Annotated in this window: 17 protein-coding genes and 2 pseudogenes; 9 read left to right on the plus strand and 10 right to left on the minus strand. The window is 46.5% G+C overall.

Annotated elements, in window-relative coordinates; translation table 11 throughout:
• A partial coding sequence (locus tag AC2LB6_RS12190) for a GGDEF domain-containing protein (protein WP_490093705.1) occupies positions 1 to 817 on the plus strand: 817 nt, incomplete at its 5' end.
• Between the two features lie 68 nt (positions 818 to 885).
• Entirely contained in the window at positions 886 to 1,332 is a 447-nt protein-coding gene (locus AC2LB6_RS12195) for a VOC family protein (RefSeq protein ID WP_490093706.1), read from the plus strand.
• A gap of 216 nt (positions 1,333 to 1,548) precedes the next feature.
• Here AC2LB6_RS12195 and AC2LB6_RS12200 read toward each other — a convergent pair whose 3' ends face one another.
• Both AC2LB6_RS12200 and AC2LB6_RS12205 read right to left on the minus strand, forming a co-directional pair.
• Positions 1,549 to 1,950: an H-NS family histone-like protein gene (locus AC2LB6_RS12200; RefSeq protein ID WP_490093707.1), complete on the minus strand. Its 402-nt coding sequence runs from the start codon at positions 1,948 to 1,950 to the stop codon at positions 1,549 to 1,551.
• A gap of 175 nt (positions 1,951 to 2,125) precedes the next feature.
• Positions 2,126 to 2,347: a hypothetical protein gene (locus tag AC2LB6_RS12205; RefSeq protein ID WP_490093708.1), complete on the minus strand. Its 222-nt coding sequence runs from the start codon at positions 2,345 to 2,347 to the stop codon at positions 2,126 to 2,128.
• A 786-nt stretch (positions 2,348 to 3,133) separates the two neighbouring features.
• On the opposite strand from AC2LB6_RS12205, the gene AC2LB6_RS12210 reads away from it, so the two are divergent.
• Complete coding sequence (locus AC2LB6_RS12210; RefSeq protein ID WP_490093709.1) at positions 3,134 to 3,319, plus strand: DUF2256 domain-containing protein; 186 nt, start codon at positions 3,134 to 3,136, stop codon at positions 3,317 to 3,319.
• Between the two features lie 50 nt (positions 3,320 to 3,369).
• On the opposite strand, the gene AC2LB6_RS12215 is transcribed toward AC2LB6_RS12210, so the two are convergent.
• From AC2LB6_RS12215 to AC2LB6_RS12225, 3 genes and pseudogenes are all read right to left on the minus strand, one after another.
• Positions 3,370 to 3,672 (minus strand): hypothetical protein, encoded by a 303-nt coding sequence (locus AC2LB6_RS12215; protein ID WP_490093710.1) that lies wholly within the window; start codon positions 3,670 to 3,672, stop codon positions 3,370 to 3,372.
• Positions 3,673 to 3,776: 104 nt separating this feature from the next.
• On the minus strand, positions 3,777 to 4,319 hold the full coding sequence (locus AC2LB6_RS12220; protein WP_490093711.1) for a YfaZ family outer membrane protein: 543 nt from the start codon (positions 4,317 to 4,319) through the stop codon (positions 3,777 to 3,779).
• 61 nt (positions 4,320 to 4,380) lie between these two features.
• Positions 4,381 to 4,617: pseudogene (locus tag AC2LB6_RS12225) on the minus strand (YgdI/YgdR family lipoprotein).
• A gap of 336 nt (positions 4,618 to 4,953) precedes the next feature.
• Here AC2LB6_RS12225 and AC2LB6_RS12230 point away from each other — a divergent pair.
• Entirely contained in the window at positions 4,954 to 5,373 is a 420-nt protein-coding gene (locus tag AC2LB6_RS12230) for a DUF1090 family protein (protein WP_490093712.1), read from the plus strand.
• A gap of 925 nt (positions 5,374 to 6,298) precedes the next feature.
• Complete coding sequence (locus AC2LB6_RS12235) at positions 6,299 to 6,682, plus strand: YgiW/YdeI family stress tolerance OB fold protein (RefSeq protein WP_490093713.1); 384 nt, start codon at positions 6,299 to 6,301, stop codon at positions 6,680 to 6,682.
• Positions 6,683 to 7,751: 1,069 nt separating this feature from the next.
• Here the strand turns inward: AC2LB6_RS12235 and AC2LB6_RS12240 are convergent.
• On the minus strand, positions 7,752 to 8,225 hold the full coding sequence (locus tag AC2LB6_RS12240) for a WbuC family cupin fold metalloprotein (protein ID WP_490093714.1): 474 nt from the start codon (positions 8,223 to 8,225) through the stop codon (positions 7,752 to 7,754).
• A 344-nt stretch (positions 8,226 to 8,569) separates the two neighbouring features.
• On the opposite strand from AC2LB6_RS12240, the gene AC2LB6_RS12245 reads away from it, so the two are divergent.
• Both AC2LB6_RS12245 and feoB read left to right on the plus strand, forming a co-directional pair.
• A complete protein-coding gene (locus AC2LB6_RS12245; protein WP_419139381.1) occupies positions 8,570 to 8,794 on the plus strand; it encodes a FeoA domain-containing protein in 225 nt (74 codons plus the stop codon).
• The gene (feoB, locus tag AC2LB6_RS12250; RefSeq protein ID WP_490093715.1) at positions 8,794 to 11,121 is read left to right on the plus strand and encodes a Fe(2+) transporter permease subunit FeoB; all 2,328 of its coding nucleotides are present in this window, start codon (positions 8,794 to 8,796) and stop codon (positions 11,119 to 11,121) included. Before AC2LB6_RS12245 ends, feoB begins: the two co-directional genes overlap by 1 nt.
• A gap of 337 nt (positions 11,122 to 11,458) precedes the next feature.
• Here feoB and AC2LB6_RS12255 read toward each other — a convergent pair whose 3' ends face one another.
• Positions 11,459 to 12,496, minus strand: coding sequence for a tyrosine-type recombinase/integrase (locus tag AC2LB6_RS12255; RefSeq protein ID WP_490093716.1), 1,038 nt, complete (start codon positions 12,494 to 12,496; stop codon positions 11,459 to 11,461).
• Positions 12,497 to 13,430: 934 nt separating this feature from the next.
• Between AC2LB6_RS12255 and AC2LB6_RS12260 the strand changes: the two genes are divergently transcribed.
• Positions 13,431 to 13,901, plus strand: a complete 471-nt coding sequence (locus AC2LB6_RS12260; protein ID WP_490093717.1) for an SgcJ/EcaC family oxidoreductase — start codon at positions 13,431 to 13,433, stop codon at positions 13,899 to 13,901.
• Positions 13,902 to 14,064: 163 nt separating this feature from the next.
• Here AC2LB6_RS12260 and yahO read toward each other — a convergent pair whose 3' ends face one another.
• The 3 genes from yahO to AC2LB6_RS12275 all read right to left on the minus strand — a co-directional run bounded on the left by yahO (position 14,065) and on the right by AC2LB6_RS12275 (position 16,059).
• On the minus strand, positions 14,065 to 14,334 hold the full coding sequence (yahO, locus tag AC2LB6_RS12265; RefSeq protein WP_490093718.1) for a DUF1471 family periplasmic protein YahO: 270 nt from the start codon (positions 14,332 to 14,334) through the stop codon (positions 14,065 to 14,067).
• Between the two features lie 260 nt (positions 14,335 to 14,594).
• Positions 14,595 to 15,731, minus strand: coding sequence for an HlyD family secretion protein (locus tag AC2LB6_RS12270; RefSeq protein ID WP_490093719.1), 1,137 nt, complete (start codon positions 15,729 to 15,731; stop codon positions 14,595 to 14,597).
• 1 nt (position 15,732) lies between these two features.
• Positions 15,733 to 16,059 carry a DUF3302 domain-containing protein gene (locus AC2LB6_RS12275; RefSeq protein WP_090967050.1) on the minus strand — a complete coding sequence of 109 codons (327 nt, stop codon included), beginning with the start codon at positions 16,057 to 16,059 and terminating at the stop codon, positions 15,733 to 15,735.
• 712 nt (positions 16,060 to 16,771) lie between these two features.
• On the opposite strand from AC2LB6_RS12275, the pseudogene AC2LB6_RS12280 reads away from it, so the two are divergent.
• Positions 16,772 to 16,906, plus strand: a pseudogene (locus AC2LB6_RS12280) (type II toxin-antitoxin system Phd/YefM family antitoxin); the annotation flags it as partial.

A 16,906-nucleotide genomic window follows, 5' to 3' on the forward strand; every position in this document is an offset into this window, starting at 1 on the left:
GGATAAAGGCAGTGGTCAGTGGACGGCTGCCCTTGATGGTAAAAAACGTATTTTTGGTTTTGTCCGCTCACAACGATATCCGCTGGTGGTTGCCGCTGGATACGACAAGCGTGCGCTGTTTAACCACTGGCTGAAGAGCTGGGTACAGGATCTGAGTCTGAGCCTGGCGCTGCTGATTGTGATTCTTTCACTGGGAGCGTTTGTATTGCGTCAGGCGCGGCATACGCTGCGTTATCAGCTTGAGCTGACTCAACTTCGCGATGAGCTGACTGCGGCTAATCGCGCACTGGAAAATCTGGCACAGAGTGACGGGCTGACAGGGGTTGCCAACCGGCGTCATTTTGATCACATGCTGACTGAAAGCCTGCAAAGCGCGGAGCTCAGCGGCCAGCCAGTATCACTGATTCTGTTCGATATTGACTATTTCAAGCGTTATAACGATTCATATGGCCATGTGGCCGGTGATGACTGCCTGAAAAAAGTGGCCACCGTGCTTAAGAACACCGCCCGGCGTCAAAACGAACTCACGGCCCGGTATGGCGGCGAAGAGTTTGCCATCATTCTGTCTGACCAGACGCTGTCAGCAGCACTGGAGCTCGCTGAATCTATCATCGTAGCCATTAATCAGCTCGCTATTCCGCATCTCACCACGGAACTGCCGCAAAAGCATGTCACCCTGAGTGCAGGCTGCGCCGTCTGGCGTGCTTCTGACTCACCACAGGGCACACAGGCGCTGATTGAACGCGCGGATGAGGCGTTGTATCGCGCGAAGCGGGCAGGGCGCAACCAGGTGATGTGTGAAGAACGTAACGGCTGAGCATCCCTGATCAAATCCTGAATTACATCTGTGGCATGGTGATTGCTCAATCAGAACAGGGAGCAGCCATGTCAAACGATATCGGTTTTACTCATCTTGCTTTACAGGTTCGCGATTTAAATAAGAGCGTAGATTTCTATCAGCGTTATGCCGGGATGGAGGTAATACACCAGCGTGAACCGGGTATTCCTGAAGCACAAAAAGTCGCGTGGCTGTCAGATTTAACCCGACCTTTCGCGCTGGTGCTGGTGCAATCTGACAAAAATGAAGATACGCCGCTGGGTCCATTTGGACATATCGGCGTGGCCTGTGCCAGCCGCGAAGAGATAGATGAAAAAGTGGCAATCGCACGGACTGAAGGCGTGTTGCGACGCGAGGCACAGCAATCTGGTGCGCCTGTGGGTTACTGGGCATTTTTTGCCGATCCTGATGGCAATACGCTTGAGCTTTCTTATGGGCAGCAGATCGGGTTAGAAATTATCACCGCCCACAACGCGCAATCACTGAATAAATAGAGCGACTTAGGGAATGGAATGAGATCTATTGCCGCGGCGCGATTGAGTAAATTTCAGTTATTACGTTCGGTCACGACAAAGCCTGAACGGGATTGCGGATGAAAGGCTGCTTATCACGTCGGCAGGGTCAGTAGTGACTGCTAATTGAGCGGTGGGTGCCTGTTGGGGGGATGTTGAGAAACTGCCTGATGAGATCAGGCGGTTTCTCATCTAAGATTAAATCAGAAAATCGTCCAGCGATTTACCTGCATCAATGGCAGATTTAATAGCTGATGGGGTACGACCCTGACCAGTCCACTGCTTAACTTCACCATTTTCGTCGGTGTACTGATATTTAGCCGGACGAGGTGCGCGTTTTTTCTTCTCTGCTGGCGCAGTCGGCATACCATTTAACAGTTCGTTAGGATCGATACCTTCCTGCAACAGTAATTCACGGTATTTTGCCAGTTTCTCAGCTTTTTCACGGTTAGCCGCTTCAGAAGCCTGCGCTTCTTCACGTCGCTCACTGACTACAACCGACAGTTTTTCCAGCATTTCTTCCAGGGCAGCAAGGTCAAGTTCGCGAGCTTTTGCGCGAAGGGTACGGATATTATTCAAGCTGTTGAGAGTGTCACTCATCAAAGTCACCATAGTCATGTTCAGATAATAAAATACAGAGCGGGTTCACGCTGATGCTTTTCGTCAGACCTGCTTTTTTAAGATGCTTGCCTTCGAAGAATCAAAATACAGAACCGATAGTTCAACGTTAACATATTAATCGCTTTCTATGAGAGTTTAAACTGTAATTAACGTATCACCCTTTAACAAAAGTAAATTTACTCTTTTTTTTACGCTCTTCGCTCAAAATGGCAAAAGGCGCGCCATCTGAGACGCTGGATAATTTACTCACGTTATGGATTAACTCTGCTTTCATGCCAATTTTCCCATCGACTCGCTTCGCTAATCCTATACCCAACTCGGTCGGAGAGTTAAACACAGCCGCACACTTCAGCCTGATGAAAACAGATTTGACCATGAGGATCATCGGAATAGTGAGGTAAAAAACAATCAGAAAAATTACGAAAAAATAAGCATTTGCCCACTTGTTTAATGAGGATATTTGTAACTTTATGATAGTAAGTTGTTTTATGTATGATTTAACGTTCCTGCTTATGTGAGCCACTGTGATGACCGGCAACTGGCTGGTATAAGTTCTCTGCAGAGAAGCGCTGTCAAATAAATGGATACCAGCCCGCCAGAATGATGACTGATCTTTCAGATTGAAAATTGATTACTCAGGGGCACAATGACTTTCTCTTACCCTCTGTAAAGGTTTAAAGAGGCTGTCAGTTGACGAGGGAATGCTGAGCCACATCCTCCCTGCACATTATTGCCTTGTGCGCTGACCACGTTGTGAATCGTTGCGTTCTCCGTGGCCCTCAATACTCAGTCATCAGCGTTACTTTGTCAGTTTATTGATCACACCCCGCGCCAGCTCGTGACATAACAGATGGATGAAGAGGCTAAACAATAATCTGCCCGGATATTACGGCGATGTTATAGGTCGCGCATCTTGTTAACCTGAGCAATTAATCTGTCTCTACCGCACTGGTGCGTTAAAAATCCAGGCTGCACAGATTTTAATGTGCGATGTCAGATCAAATGGCAGAGCCGCTAACCAAAAAGATAATGAGAAGCTTCGTCAAAAAGCGACTTGCTAACTTTTAATCCATAGCCATCGCTTATCTGGATCGGCTCTGGACTGCACTCTCTTAGAGATACGCTATCATCAGCTGTACAAGCGTACCTCCGGAGGACTGGCGTGTTTAAAGGCAATAAAAAGTCATTACCGGTTCGTTACTGTAAAACGTGTAACAAATCGATGTCATGGCGAAAAAAGTGGGAAAGGTGCTGGGACGAGGTGATGTATTGCTCGGAGCGCTGCCGGCGAAATCGGGCTGCCCAGCTAAAAGACGAGGCAGATATAAAAACTGAACGTAACTCCTGATCTCATTGGAGCAGGCCAGGATTAACCTGGCCGCTGGCAGGACGATATGGCTATTGCTGAACTTCAATCTGTTGCCAGCCTTTTTTGAACATACAATCTTTCACCAGGATCTCTCGCTGGCTTTCGTTGGCATCACTGGTGGAGTAATCGGTATCGGTGGTTTTATCTTTACTATCTTTCGAGGTGTATTTACTACTCACGATATTATCAGGCGGTAAATCCCGCAGAGCCTGAGCCTGACAGGCTGTTTCCGCCACGGTTTCCTGCTGCTCAGACGCATCGGGTTTGACCCATTTATACTGGACGCAACCGGTCAGACAGAGAGTAACTAACACCAGCACAATTGGTTTCATAATCTGCTTCTCAGTGATCCCCGTTTGCATTAAAACGAGAAATTGAGTGAGGAAACCGATTGGTGAACCTTCAGCGTTTCCTCACCGAATGAAGTTATCCGACATTAAAATGTCAGACCGCCACCAATGTAGGGACCATCGATCAGGGTATGGGCCGGACGTCCATCTTTGCCATCAACACCCGCATAGCGATAGCCCACTTTTACGATCAGTGGCCCGAGCGGTGACCAGCTGACGCCGGCGTTGGCTTCCACGAAATTCTTAACGCTGTTGGTCAGCTGTTCCGGAGCGGAATATCCTTCACCATAAATCGCAAAATCCGCAGGCAGATTGATTTTCACCCCGCCGCCGACAGGAAATGCGACGCCGTTATCGCCTTTTTTTCCTCCGATGTATGTGGCTTTAACGCCAGCCGTCAGCATGACCGGACCGATTTCCAGGTTATAACCAGTACCGGCCTGACCAATCTGGACACCATCCGCCGTATTTTTGATCCACTGACTATCCAGATAAATTCCGCTGGATGAACGGCCAATTTCTGCGTCCAGCGTAGAGGTGTTTTTCCCTTGCTCCACATTCAGGCCCATCGCCATTGCAGGCGAAGAGGCACACAGCAGCAAGCCAAGGCTGATGACAGTCGTATTCATTGTTCAGTGTTCCACAGGATAATATTTTCAGGGTGGTAAATACGCTCGTGCTTAAAGCGATTTACTTTTGCACAATTTCTTTAACATCGTGCTGCTGTAACTGATGCATGTTTCCGTCCGTATCTTTATAAGAGATCATCCCTGTTTCTTTGTCTCTGGCGGGTTTGCCATGGGTAGTAATCATGTGCCCGTCATTAGTGGATATCACGTAATTTCCTGATCAGGCGGTAATGGACATAACCGAAGCCATCATCGTAATAGCGAAGATGAATGTCTTGCCAGAATTAAAAGATGTCATTTTACTTTCCTGTCGTAACTCTTTAAGAAGATGCATTATTATTAGCTATGAATGTTAAACGACATGATAACAATCGGGCATTCACATTCTTAGTCCAGTAAAAAATGACGTGGATCATTTTCATATGCTGCTCAGGGTCATGAAGCAGATTTATTCGGTGGGCTGAAATTTTCTGCGGGTGAGTATTGAGCGTTTAAAATTAATTTTAACATCAGTTCCTGCATGAGACGATAATTTCATGTTTCAATTTATCTCTTGTAGCACTGACTCGTTTGGCTATATTCATTCAGCAGTATTATTCTGATTAGTCTATTTTAACAAGGATTTAATATAGCTATGAAAAAAACAATTTTCGCTCTGATTCTTATCTCGTCACCCCTGACAGGGATTGCTGCGACAGATTCATGTAAAGACCAACTCGCTGATATTTCAGCTAAAACTGAAATGGCCAAAATTCATGGGAATAGTGCGGAAATTGCACGGCTCAATATTGCCCATGACAAAATTGAAACTTATTGCACTGATGAGCGTCAGGCAGCGCGTGCCACTCATGATGTCAGTAAACGCGAAATGAAGGTTAAAAAAGCGGAGCTTGAGCTTCAGGAAGCCCGGCAGGATCTGGCAGAAGCTAAAGCTGATGGGCGTGCGGAAAAAATCATGAAGAAAACGCACAAAGTTGAAGAGAAAAAGCTGAAGCTTGAGTCAGCTAAAATCGATCTGAAACAAGCTCAGGACGACGCTAAGCGCCTTAACTAGCGCTGTTTAAGGCTCACTCTGGTGAGCCTTTTTTCTCATCGTTAAGCCTTACTGTGATATCGACCGCTTTCCAAAGTTCAGATATCGCATCCCGATTGCTTTAAATTTTTTACGTCTGACATTTTTCAGCAAAAGCTTCAAAAATCCGGATGTAACGAACAATCTTACATTACTTGGCGAGGATTCAAGCGGTATGAGGAAACTGGAAAAATAATTACATACAGAATCCTGTGTTCAATTAAATGAGCCACTCATTATTTCGGGTGAAAATATGAGTTTACGCGCAAAGTTGATTTTTTTACCATTAAAACGCGATGGCCTATTTACTGAAAATAATTAACACCTATTAGTATACTGTAAATTAATCCTGATTTTTACACTCTTATAAGTGGATTTTTTTGTTGAAATGTTCAGCCGTAGAGAGTTATTTCAGGTGACGTGTCTGGCATGTCTCAGACACAAAAATTCTTTAATCTTTTCACATAAATGCAACGCATCTGATAAAACACACGAAAAAAAACCACCCGGTTAGGTGGTTGTAAGTCATACAACATCTTCCAAAGAGTAATGCTGAGATACTGAATAAATGAAGTGATGCTGGGATATATCTATGCCTAAGCATAATAGCGTTATAGTGACAACTTTCTTAAGTTATTCGTGCTCAACCATGTCGGAGTCAGTGGTCTGCTTTATCATGTGAGCAATAGTATTGGTTTTTATAGCGATTCATGAATGATATGTCATTGCGGTGTTATTAAAAACGAACTCATGTTTTTAATTTAACATCGATTGTCCTATGGGTTTATATTCTGCTAGTGTGTTTCACGTAAGGAAAAAACAAAACACACATGGTCAATCAACTGTTTTAAGATTTCGTTAAGATCTCCGTTGTAGATTAGCTTCACAATTCAACGGAGATAAAAATATGAAAACTTTTGTTTTAGTGGCTTTATTCGCAGCGGTTAGTTTTAATGTTTCTGCACAGCAGGAAGGTTTTGTTTCGGCAGAAGGGCAGGGCTATTCGCAGGGCGGATTCAAAGGGCCCACTCCAGGTGTAGCTTCAGTAGCCCAGGCCAAAACGCAGCGTGATGATTCATGGGTGGTGCTTGAGGGCAATATCATCAGACAAGTTGGTCATGAACTTTATGAATTTAAGGATGCCACCGGCACAATCAATGTCGATATCGACGATAAGCGCTGGATGGGGCAAACGCTATCTCCGACTGACAAAGTCCGTATCGAAGGTGAAGTTGATAAAGACTGGAACAGCGTTGAAATCGATGTGAAAACTGTTCGCGTTCTGAAGTAATCAGCGTCTGCAATGATAGACAGAGGGTAGCGATCCTGATGAGGCTGCCTGGTCGTTGCCTTCTCTCTGATAATCATCATTTTTGATAGTTGTGGCCACCCTTAAGGTAAGAAATACGTCATTGTTTACAGCAGATATGGCCGATAAGCGCGTACGTATAATGGAAAGTAATTATACGCATGAATAGAGAATTCGTCTTATTAGTTACAACACACAAATGGGTTGCTTAACAACCCGGCAGAAAAAATGATGAATCCTGCCCCTCTCTGACGGCCCCCAAACGGAGCCGTTCTGAAAATCCGAGCGCTCATTGAGCAGCCGCCCCGCACGGCCCGCAGGGCCGTAAAAGCTTCTTTGGTTGTTTATGAATGATGTAACTAAATAGAGTGCTGTTATCGGGATGCGATGGGCAGCCTTCCGTATATGAACAGATACGACGTCATCTATAGCAGTATCAAAACCAGATGGTAATTATCAGGGCTAATAAAAAATACGCCTGAGAACCTCAGAAACGTTTATTCAGGTGCTGTACTATTCAGCTAAGTGCTGAGCCTGACAACGTTTAATCATGTTTCAAATTAACCGATCTGAAATGCCATCAACAGGCCACGTCACTTTATCACCGACGTTGTTAAGGGTCCCTCCTGCTTCGCCAATCGCAGAATTGTTCCAGCCTTTATTTTGAGTTGCGCTGGTTAAAGCGATAACATTAATACTTTGGTGGCACGGTTATAACCTGAGTTCAAGTCTGCATCATTCCACATTCTCAGAAGCTGGGGACAGCCGATATCAGCATCAGTAACACTATACAGTTCCAATATGTTTAATTGCGCATTTCAACTCCCTTTACATTTTAACTACGTTAATAAATAGCTGTTTTTTTATCCTACCAATGAAGTTTAGTTTTCCAGGCTTCGGATTTGATTAAAATGATCGCAAATTTGCAATTCGGTCTGGAATTCATTTGATTGACTACGCGAGAGGGGATAATTGAGAAAGATTATCTTGCCCGGCCAATACTGCAGAACGGTATCGATCGCGATACCGTCTACTCCACGCAAAGCAACAGTTATCGGGTAAAACTCTCACCCACTTGTGCCTGTGCGTACCATTCCATCAACTCCGGCGCATCCGGCTCGTTTTCGGCGGGTGCCCATGGAGCAGAATCCAGTTCAGCCACTGGCTGGTAACCCCCGTGTTTAACCTCGAAAATAACGCCACCTTTGTCCATCGATAACACGGCATGCCAGTTACCTGCGTCCGTCTCCAGTACCTTGCACTCCTCACCTAACACAACCCTCTGGGTCACGTACCCATTATCATCAAAATGTAATACCAGAAACCGCCCACTGAGCGAGGTCAGCAGTTCAATGGTATGTGGATGGCGGTGAGGGCGGACATAGGTTCCTGGCTCCATAGCGATGGCCAGACGTTGCACCGGATCGCTCAATTCAGGGTGTAAATTGCGATTGGCTCGCAAGCGAGGAGAATTCGCAGCCTGCTTGCTAAGTTGCTGGAGGTCAGTAACAGTAATTTGTTTCATATAAGCCTTTTGGATTTTGGACAACTTACGACAATCTCGTTGTCGTAAGACTTGTTGCCATTCTCAATGGACGAATAGCCTCTGCACTTGTGGAACATATCGCTGCCCGGATTATAGACGCTGATACTGATGCCCCAAAGCCCCGAAATTGACGATAACAGGCATCACGGAAATCGCCTGTATCAACCCTTGCCGCAGACAACCAGGTTACAGAAAGATGTTCTCTGTTACCTAAATCAAAGCCATTCAGAACGCTTTTTCATTGTCTGCCCGATGCCAGATCAAAAACCGAAACGCTTATCATTTATAGAATGAGTGCTTCTTACTCAGAGGCAGAGCGTGGTATGGCAATTAACATGGGCAGCACCTACCGAATCCTTGGCTATCAGCCTTCGGTAAATTTCGCCTGGCGCCAGAAATTACTGACAATGGGCATGCTTCCAGGTGCCGTTATCGAGATCATTCGTGTGGCCCCCATGGGTGACCCGGTGCAAATCCGGACCCGCCGTGTCAGCCTGGCGGTGAGACAGCGTGACCTGGCCGATATCATTCTTGAGGAAATCGTCTGATGAAAAAGTTAACCATCGGGCTGATCGGCAATCCCAACACCGGTAAAACCACGCTGTTTAATCAGCTGACCGGTGCGCGCCAGCGGGTCGGTAACTGGGCGGGCGTCACGGTCGAGCGCAAAGAAGGGCAATTTTTTACCGCGCAGTCAGATGTCCAGCTGATCGATCTGCCTGGGACCCGCTCGCTGACCACGTTATCCGCCGAAAGCTCCATCGATGAGAGCATCGCCTGCCAGTATCTCTATCAGGATCACGCCGATGTAGTGATTAACGTCGTCGATACCTCCAGCCTGGAAAGTAACCTGTTCCTGACCCTTCAGCTGCTGGAACTGGGCGTGCCCTGCATCGTCGCCCTGAACATGCAGGATATCGCCGCCAGCCATAACATCATGATTGATGTTGCAGCGCTATCAGCGCGTCTGGGATGTCCGGTCGTTTCACTGACCTCAACCAAAGGTGACGGCATCGCCCAGCTCAAAGCGCTGATCGACCAGCCACATGTTTACCGCCCACCGGAACGCGTGCGTTACCCGGCCGCGGTTGAAACTGCCATTGAGCAGCTCTCCCTGCAGATACCTGCGACGATAGCCCCACAAAAACGCTACTGGCTGGCATTGCAGTTGCTGGAAGGCGATATCAACAGCCAGAAGCTTTGCCCGGAGTTGCTTCCGCGTTTACCTGAGATTATCCAGCAGGCGGGCGGCGATACCGGCGTTCAGATTGCTGATTACCGCTATCGCGCCATCACCACCATTTGTGCGGCCGTCAGTAACATCCATCAGGCATTACCTGCCGGCCTGACCCGCCAGATTGATAATATCGTACTGAATCGATGGTTGGGCATTCCGATATTCCTGGCCGTGATGTATGTGATGTTTGTGCTCTCAATCAACATCGGTGCCGCACTGCAGCCCCTATTCGACAGTGGTTCGGTGGCGATATTCATTCATGGCGTGCAATGGCTGGGCTATGTCTGCCACTTCCCGGCCTGGCTGACCGTTTTTCTGGCGCAGGGTATCGGTGCCGGTATCAATACCGTGCTGCCGATCATTCCGCAGATTGGCCTGATGTTCCTGTTTCTCTCTTTCCTGGAAGACTCGGGCTATATGGCGCGTGCCGCTTTTGTGATCGATCGGTTGATGCAGTCGCTGGGCCTGCCAGGGAAATCCTTTGTACCACTGATTGTCGGCTTTGGCTGTAATGTGCCGTCGGTAATGGGAACGCGGACGCTGGATACGCCACGTGAGCGTCTTTTGACGGTGCTGATAGCGCCTTTCATGTCGTGTGGCGCGCGGCTGGCAATCTTTGCGGTTTTCGCCGCAGCATTCTTTAACACCCATAGCTCCAGCCTGGTTTTCTCACTCTATCTGCTGGGCATTGTGGTGGCGATCGTTACCGGGCTGGTACTCAAACATACCCTGCTGGGCGGAGAAACCTCGCCGTTTATCATGGAGTTGCCGGTCTATCACCGACCTCATCTCAAAAGCCTGCTATTACAAACCTGGCAACGGCTGAAAATGTTTGTTGTCCGAGCCGGGCAGGTGATCATTCTGGTGAGCATGCTGATAGGCTTACTGAGCAGCTTTGCATTTAACGGCCAACTGGTTGATGACATTAACCACTCTGCGCTGGCAGCGACCAGCAAAGCGATTACGCCTGTGCTGCTGCCGATTGGGGTCACTCAGGATAACTGGCAGGCCACAGTGGGGCTGGTGAGCGGCATCATGGCGAAAGAGGTCGTGGTAGGCACACTCAACAGCCTTTACACCACGGAGGCACTCCAGAGCCGTACGTTTGATCCACAGTCCTTTAATCTGCCAGGCGAACTCAAAGAGGCGCTGACGGAGACCTGGGCGGGGTTAACTGCAGCATTCCGAATGGATGCGCTGGCCAATCCGATTGAAGCCAGCAAAGGCGATGGGGATATGGCAACCGGTTCAATCGGCGTGATGTCAGCCAAATTTGGCAGCGGTCTTGCCGCCTATAGTTACTTAATTTTTGTCCTGCTCTATGTTCCCTGCGTCTCTGTTATGGGTGCGATTGCGCGCGAGGCCGGTAAAAAATGGATGATGTTCTCATTCTTCTGGGGACTAAACATCGCCTACACCACGGCGACGCTGTTTTATCAGACCGTGACTTTTGCCGAACATCCTGCATTCAGTGCGACCTGCCTCGCAGGCGTGCTGGCGCTGAACGTCATCACCCTGCTGGCATTACGCAAAGCGGGAAACCAGGTGCAGGCAATACCGGTTATGCCCCGGGAGGGAAAGGGAGGTTGCCACGGCTGCCACGGCGGTTGTGATAAACAGAAAGGTTTCGCGCAGTAAAATACCGATTGAAATGTTGAGGATGAAATCACGTCATTAAGAATGGATAAGACCGCTTAACACCAGCCTTTCTCACAAGCCTGCAAGCTGAAGTCACCCTCGCTGGTGAAGTCAGAACTGCCAAAAGAAGGATTGGTGCTGGCGGGCGCGGGTCTGTTTTTTTGACAGAGTCGCTGCAGGCTGTATGGCAGTAAAAAGAAATCAATGAAATCAGCTGGATGAGCCTGGCGGACGCCTGACAGGCCTCTATTCAGTACCGGCTTACACACAGGCTGTCCACTTTTTCTGTGGATAACTTCAGCCTGAAAGCCCCCTGAGTGAGCTTTTTATGAGTCCATCATCCGGGAAAAATGGTGTCAGCGTGTTGCTCCATAAACTCCACCATGGCCCCTTTATGGGCATCGACATGCCGGATGTAGCGCATTAGCGTTTCCGGCTTTTTCCAGGTGCCTTCCTGCATGATACGGGCAATCGGATAGCCTTTATCGGCCATATCCTGTGCTGCACCAACCCTGGCACTGTGGCCACTCCATCCGGTATAACGATTTTTATTGGCCTTCACTGCGCCGGATTTTCCAGCGGTAAGCCATGCACGGCTAAAGATCTGTTCCAGCGCCCGTGTACTCATCGGCTTTTCGGAAATCAGTGCCCGGCCAGAGCGGTGCACTGCACTGAACAGATAAGCATCAGGCTGGCTGGATAGCCCGGATGCTTCGATCCACTCTTCAAGGCGCTGGGTTGATCGGGCGCTGAGCGCCTTAATCAATCCGCCGGTCTGCACAATTGTTTTTGTCCATGCCACATCCAGAATGATACGACCGTCACCGGCGCGCATCACATCCCGCACCCGCAACCGCGACAGTTCACTGATACGGAGTAGCGTGGCATAGGCGACATGCAAGAAAGCTAAATCGCGCAGCGCCTGCAGGTTATCAGAACCTGACCACTCTGCATCCAGCGCCAGCAGATCAGGGAGCCTGAAGGGCACGGCCTGGCCAGCGCGCTCACCGTTCATTACAGCGACACGATTTATCTTCTTCATGGTACGAAAAACCAGCGGAGAGGCGTTAGGTACCGGCAGGCCGGCGTTACGGTGTAACATCGAGATTAGTGCCGCGTGTGAAGTAACGGTTGAAGAAGCCCGGCCGCTTTCAGCAAGAAAAGAGAGATAGTCACGTAAATCATCGGCGCTCATCGGCAGGAAGCTGCGCTGATTATCTTCCGTCCAGCGGTTGCATATCCGCATGACACTCAGCAGCTGTCGCCAGGTGTTCGGTGAGAAAGCCTCTTTATCCTGGACGAACTGCCTGAGTCGTTCGGTGATGTCGCTGTTGCGGTTCGCCTTCAAACTGGTTATTGGGACTAACTCGCTCATATTTGCTCACTTATTAACCAGAAGTAACTTTGATCGCGCTACGTGAATTCTGAAAACTCAGCAGTAGGATAACCAGGCAGAATTTACGTAGCGTTGCCATTTTCAGGACAGACTTTTCTGCTATCCATGTTAACCCGGAAGCCTGGTTATGTCATGACTTCGTATAAGAACAATTATACGAAGTCAGACTAACGTACTGGATCCTGGACGGTTTTGACCTGATGGACCGGCTTTCAAATGGGTAGGGCAGGAAAATGTCTGGAACATCAACCCCGGAGGTGATGATAGCGAAGCGGTTTTCTCTGGCAAGGCATAAGGTGAATAAAAGAAGAGAAGTCTTAATAACGAATTTTTTAAATCGTGAAATAGTAACCTGATAAATAGAAATTGAATAAAGTCAGCGCTTCCAGACGTTGAGTAAGGCGAAAAGCAAAGAACATGAAGCACAATTAACAGACTATTGACGATTAAAAATATATTATATAAGCAGCCAATTTAATTTCCAGATGATAAAACATTCCTAAATGAAAATTCTTTTTAGCAGATCGGTTTGACAACACTTGATTTACTCAATTGCGCAACGGAACCTCCCAATGCTATCTCTGTAATCATCATATGAACACTTCTCATTCTCGCTCCCCGGGAGCATGTCTGCATCAAAAAACAGAATAAAAACCTAAATATCGACTTCACGAAGATTTAAATATCAACTGTTAGCAGTCATCCGTTATCTTTCAGCCTGAAAATGAAAAGCAACATTGATTCTTTAGGCCAGGTTATTTATCAAATGAGACTGATAGTTAATTTACTGTCGAAGATTAATTTCTGGCAAGGCAACAGGCATTTCATCCTGATGCATTATTAAAATTTTTATAACTGCGTCTGAGTTAAGTCACAGAACGCTGTCATCACCAGTATAAAAAGAGGATATCTCATGAAAAAAAGTTTATTGTCGCTGTGCCTTTTAGGTCTATCCTGCGCACCGGCTATTACGCTGGCACAACAGCCTGTGACCTGTGTTAAAGTGTCTGAACAGGATGTCGTCAGCCTGTTTAATACCTGGAATGACTCTCTGGCAACCGGCGACGCGACAAAGGTTTCTGAGTTATATATCAGCGATGCAGTCTTACTGCCAACAATTTCAAATCAGGTACGTCTTACCAATCAGGAACGCATTGATTACTTCAAAGACTTCCTGAAAAAAGGCCCAACCGGTAAAATCGATTCCCGCACTATTCGCATTGGCTGTAATAAAGCAATTGATACCGGCGTTTATACTTTTACCTTCAAAGATAATTCGCACGTTACAGCACGTTATACCTTCACCTATGTCTGGGATGGTAAGGGTTGGAAAATATCCACTCACCACTCTTCAGCCATGCCAGAGCCTGTAAGCCAGCCTTAACAGCAAGTGTGGCAGGTTTAAAATCCGGCGACTCTGAATGAAGGATGCCCCTTACATCAGTAAAGGGCATCTATTAACCTGCTTAATGAGAAATATTCTAAAGCCATAGTTACAATAAACCACTATTCCAAATATATTTCAGAGATATAGCTTCATCATTTCGCTATTTTTTTTTATACACATCAGCCGTGCCTTTAATTTTATTATTCGTATTAGCGGAAGTGAGCACAAACACATCACCGCCTTTTTCATCTGCCATTTTTGATAGCTCCGCTTTTGCATCCGACGGGCTTGTCTCACCTGATGTTGAGATATCGCCAATTTTTTCATACTGATCCTTCACTTTCATGAAATCATTCTTTGACATCATATCGGCAGCAAGTGAGCCAAACGATAGAAAGCAAATAACCACACCAAAAATTAACCTTTTCATATGAGTATCCTCGAAATGTTATAAGAGACGATTGGCATTCATGACTACATTTAAAAAGATAGTACAATCAATATAAACCACTATTTTAAACCTTATTTCACATCATGATTTGTGATGGCAGTTTAATAATTCAGTCAGTAAGTTTTCGTATTCACATAATAATTTCACGTTTTTTAATAAACGCCCCAACCAGCAGTATTACCATAAAATAAACTGGCATTAATTCTGTTGAAAGTTAAAAGGAGAATCACTCCTTATCATCAGTGATCTAAATACAGATAATGAACCCAACTGGTCATTCTCAGTAAAATTTTACGCATGATAGAAACGTGGCTGAAGTGGTCAGAATAAACAGCCACCTGAGCAAAAATGCCGTCTGGCAGTGCATCGACATCTTTATTTGGTGCTAACTCTATAACGGCTAAAACGCCATCCGATGCTGAGGCAAGACTCAGTGACTGAATCGTTCCCTGAGCCTGAAAAGCACCGCCAGGAACCACAGGCAGAACTCTGAGTAGCTTTCCTGAAAAAACCCTCCCCGGCAGAGCATTAAACACAACTTCCGCCTCATCCCCCTCCGCCAGACGAAGCAGGGAGTTTTGCCTGAACTGCGCAATAATCTGACGCTTTTGTGCCGGGATAAATATCATGACCGGACGCAGCGGCAGGGCGGCTGCGTAACTTCCGGGACGAATCAACACCTGCGTGACATAACCATCACTGGGTGCGCGAACAACGGTCTGCTCCAGGTTATATCGGGCTTCGGCAAGCTGCGCTCTCAGACTGGCGATCTGAGATTGCTCGCCTCCAGATATACTGTTTAACTGGCTTCTGAGCTGATCCTGTTCCGCCAGAGAACCTTTTACAAGGGCATCCTGCGCCAGAAAGGCCTGCCGGGCATTATCGATATCACGTTCTGAGAAAGGGTTAACTTTCGCCTTACTTCCTTTTAAATAACGCTGATAGTCCTGAAATAATCTATCCCGCTCCGCAGTTACATGGGTTGTGTAGGCAACGGCTTCATTTAATTGTCCTTTCATCGCTTCGATCCCGTTGATAGCGGTGGCAAGGTCGGCCTGAAGCCGTTCAACACGGGCTTTGTATCGTGTCTGATCAAGGGTGAATAACATTTCTCCCTTTTTAATCAGCACTTCTTTTTTATCCGTCACTTCATTGACTACACCAGTAACCTGCGGAGTAACCGGAATCGCGACAACCGCTTTTTGTGCCAGCGACGTATAGGGATGGTTATAGTTCATCAGCAGAATGAGTGCGCTTACTAAAAAAATACCCCCCAGAGCAGCCGTTGGCACGGTCCATTTATTTACGGGTATTCGGAATATTTTAAAAACAGCCCAGGCTATCGCAACGTAACTTAAAATAATGAGCAGATCCATATCATCGCTCCGGTCGCAGCGCTTTCGATTCAGCCTGCATACGCTCCAGCTCCGCTACCCGCTGCTGCAATTCCAGTAATGAAGCATGCTGATTCTGCATACCCCAGCCGCGTTCCGGACGATAAAGCGTGGCCCATATCCACAAGAACGGCCATATGACGTGCAACGTAAAAAGACTGACCCAACCCGCGACGTGAATGGCATCGGCATGAGGATGGTTACGGGATTTCGCAATTAAATAGGGAATATCGTGAAGAACGATAATCCCATAAAAAATAATGATGAAAACAAATATCAGCATACCCAAAGCAAAATAGTTAAGGAACATAATTGCCTCTGCCATAATGGAATGCGATTTAAAAGTAGATCGATGTCAGCGATGTGTCAATTTGTAATAGCAAAATGGATACGATCCCCGAACCGGGAAAATACCTGAAAAAAATATAAATTCGAGAAAATACCTGCCTTAATCCTGAGTATCCTTCCGGTTGATCTTATTGATTGCTGATGGTTTTTAGGTTTCCTATTACAATTTTAATTCATGAATGTGGTTATCTTTTTTCCTTTTATTGCCCAAAAGTCATTCCACCTAAAGACATGATTTAAAATAACTTATAAAGTTTTACGTCTGGATCACAATTTTATCTTTATCATGCTGACTTTGAGAAAAAATATTCACACTTACTCCACTTCACACTCCTGCGCTGTTACTGATTTTTCGATCCGGTTATTTGTGATAAATATGCTATCTGACCCACCCTGAATTCATTAATTAAATTATTAATGGTTAGATAACAAATCATATTAACGACCTTTATCCGGGCTAATGTCATAGCCGGTAAAGTACTGATTATTGAGAACATCTATTTTTGTTTACCCAGCAATAAATGAACACATCATGATCCACAGTTTATTCAAAGACCAGCCAGGTACCGCATCATAAACCGAATGCCGTTTTTACTAAGAACGATAAAAAATGGTCTCATGTCTGGATCATCCCTTTTGGCATGCTACTTATTGGTGGATTGACATTGCATTACCCTTTCATCTATTGCGTCCTGGCTGAAATTTATGAGTAGATGCTTGATGCCCTTGACGATCAGGAGCTGGTTAAACTGGTTAATGAACGTAATAGCCAGCGTCTGCCTGATGTCGATTTTGATGCGCTTTTGTGA

Source organism: Pantoea sp. RCC30.1 (genome assembly GCF_058148845.1).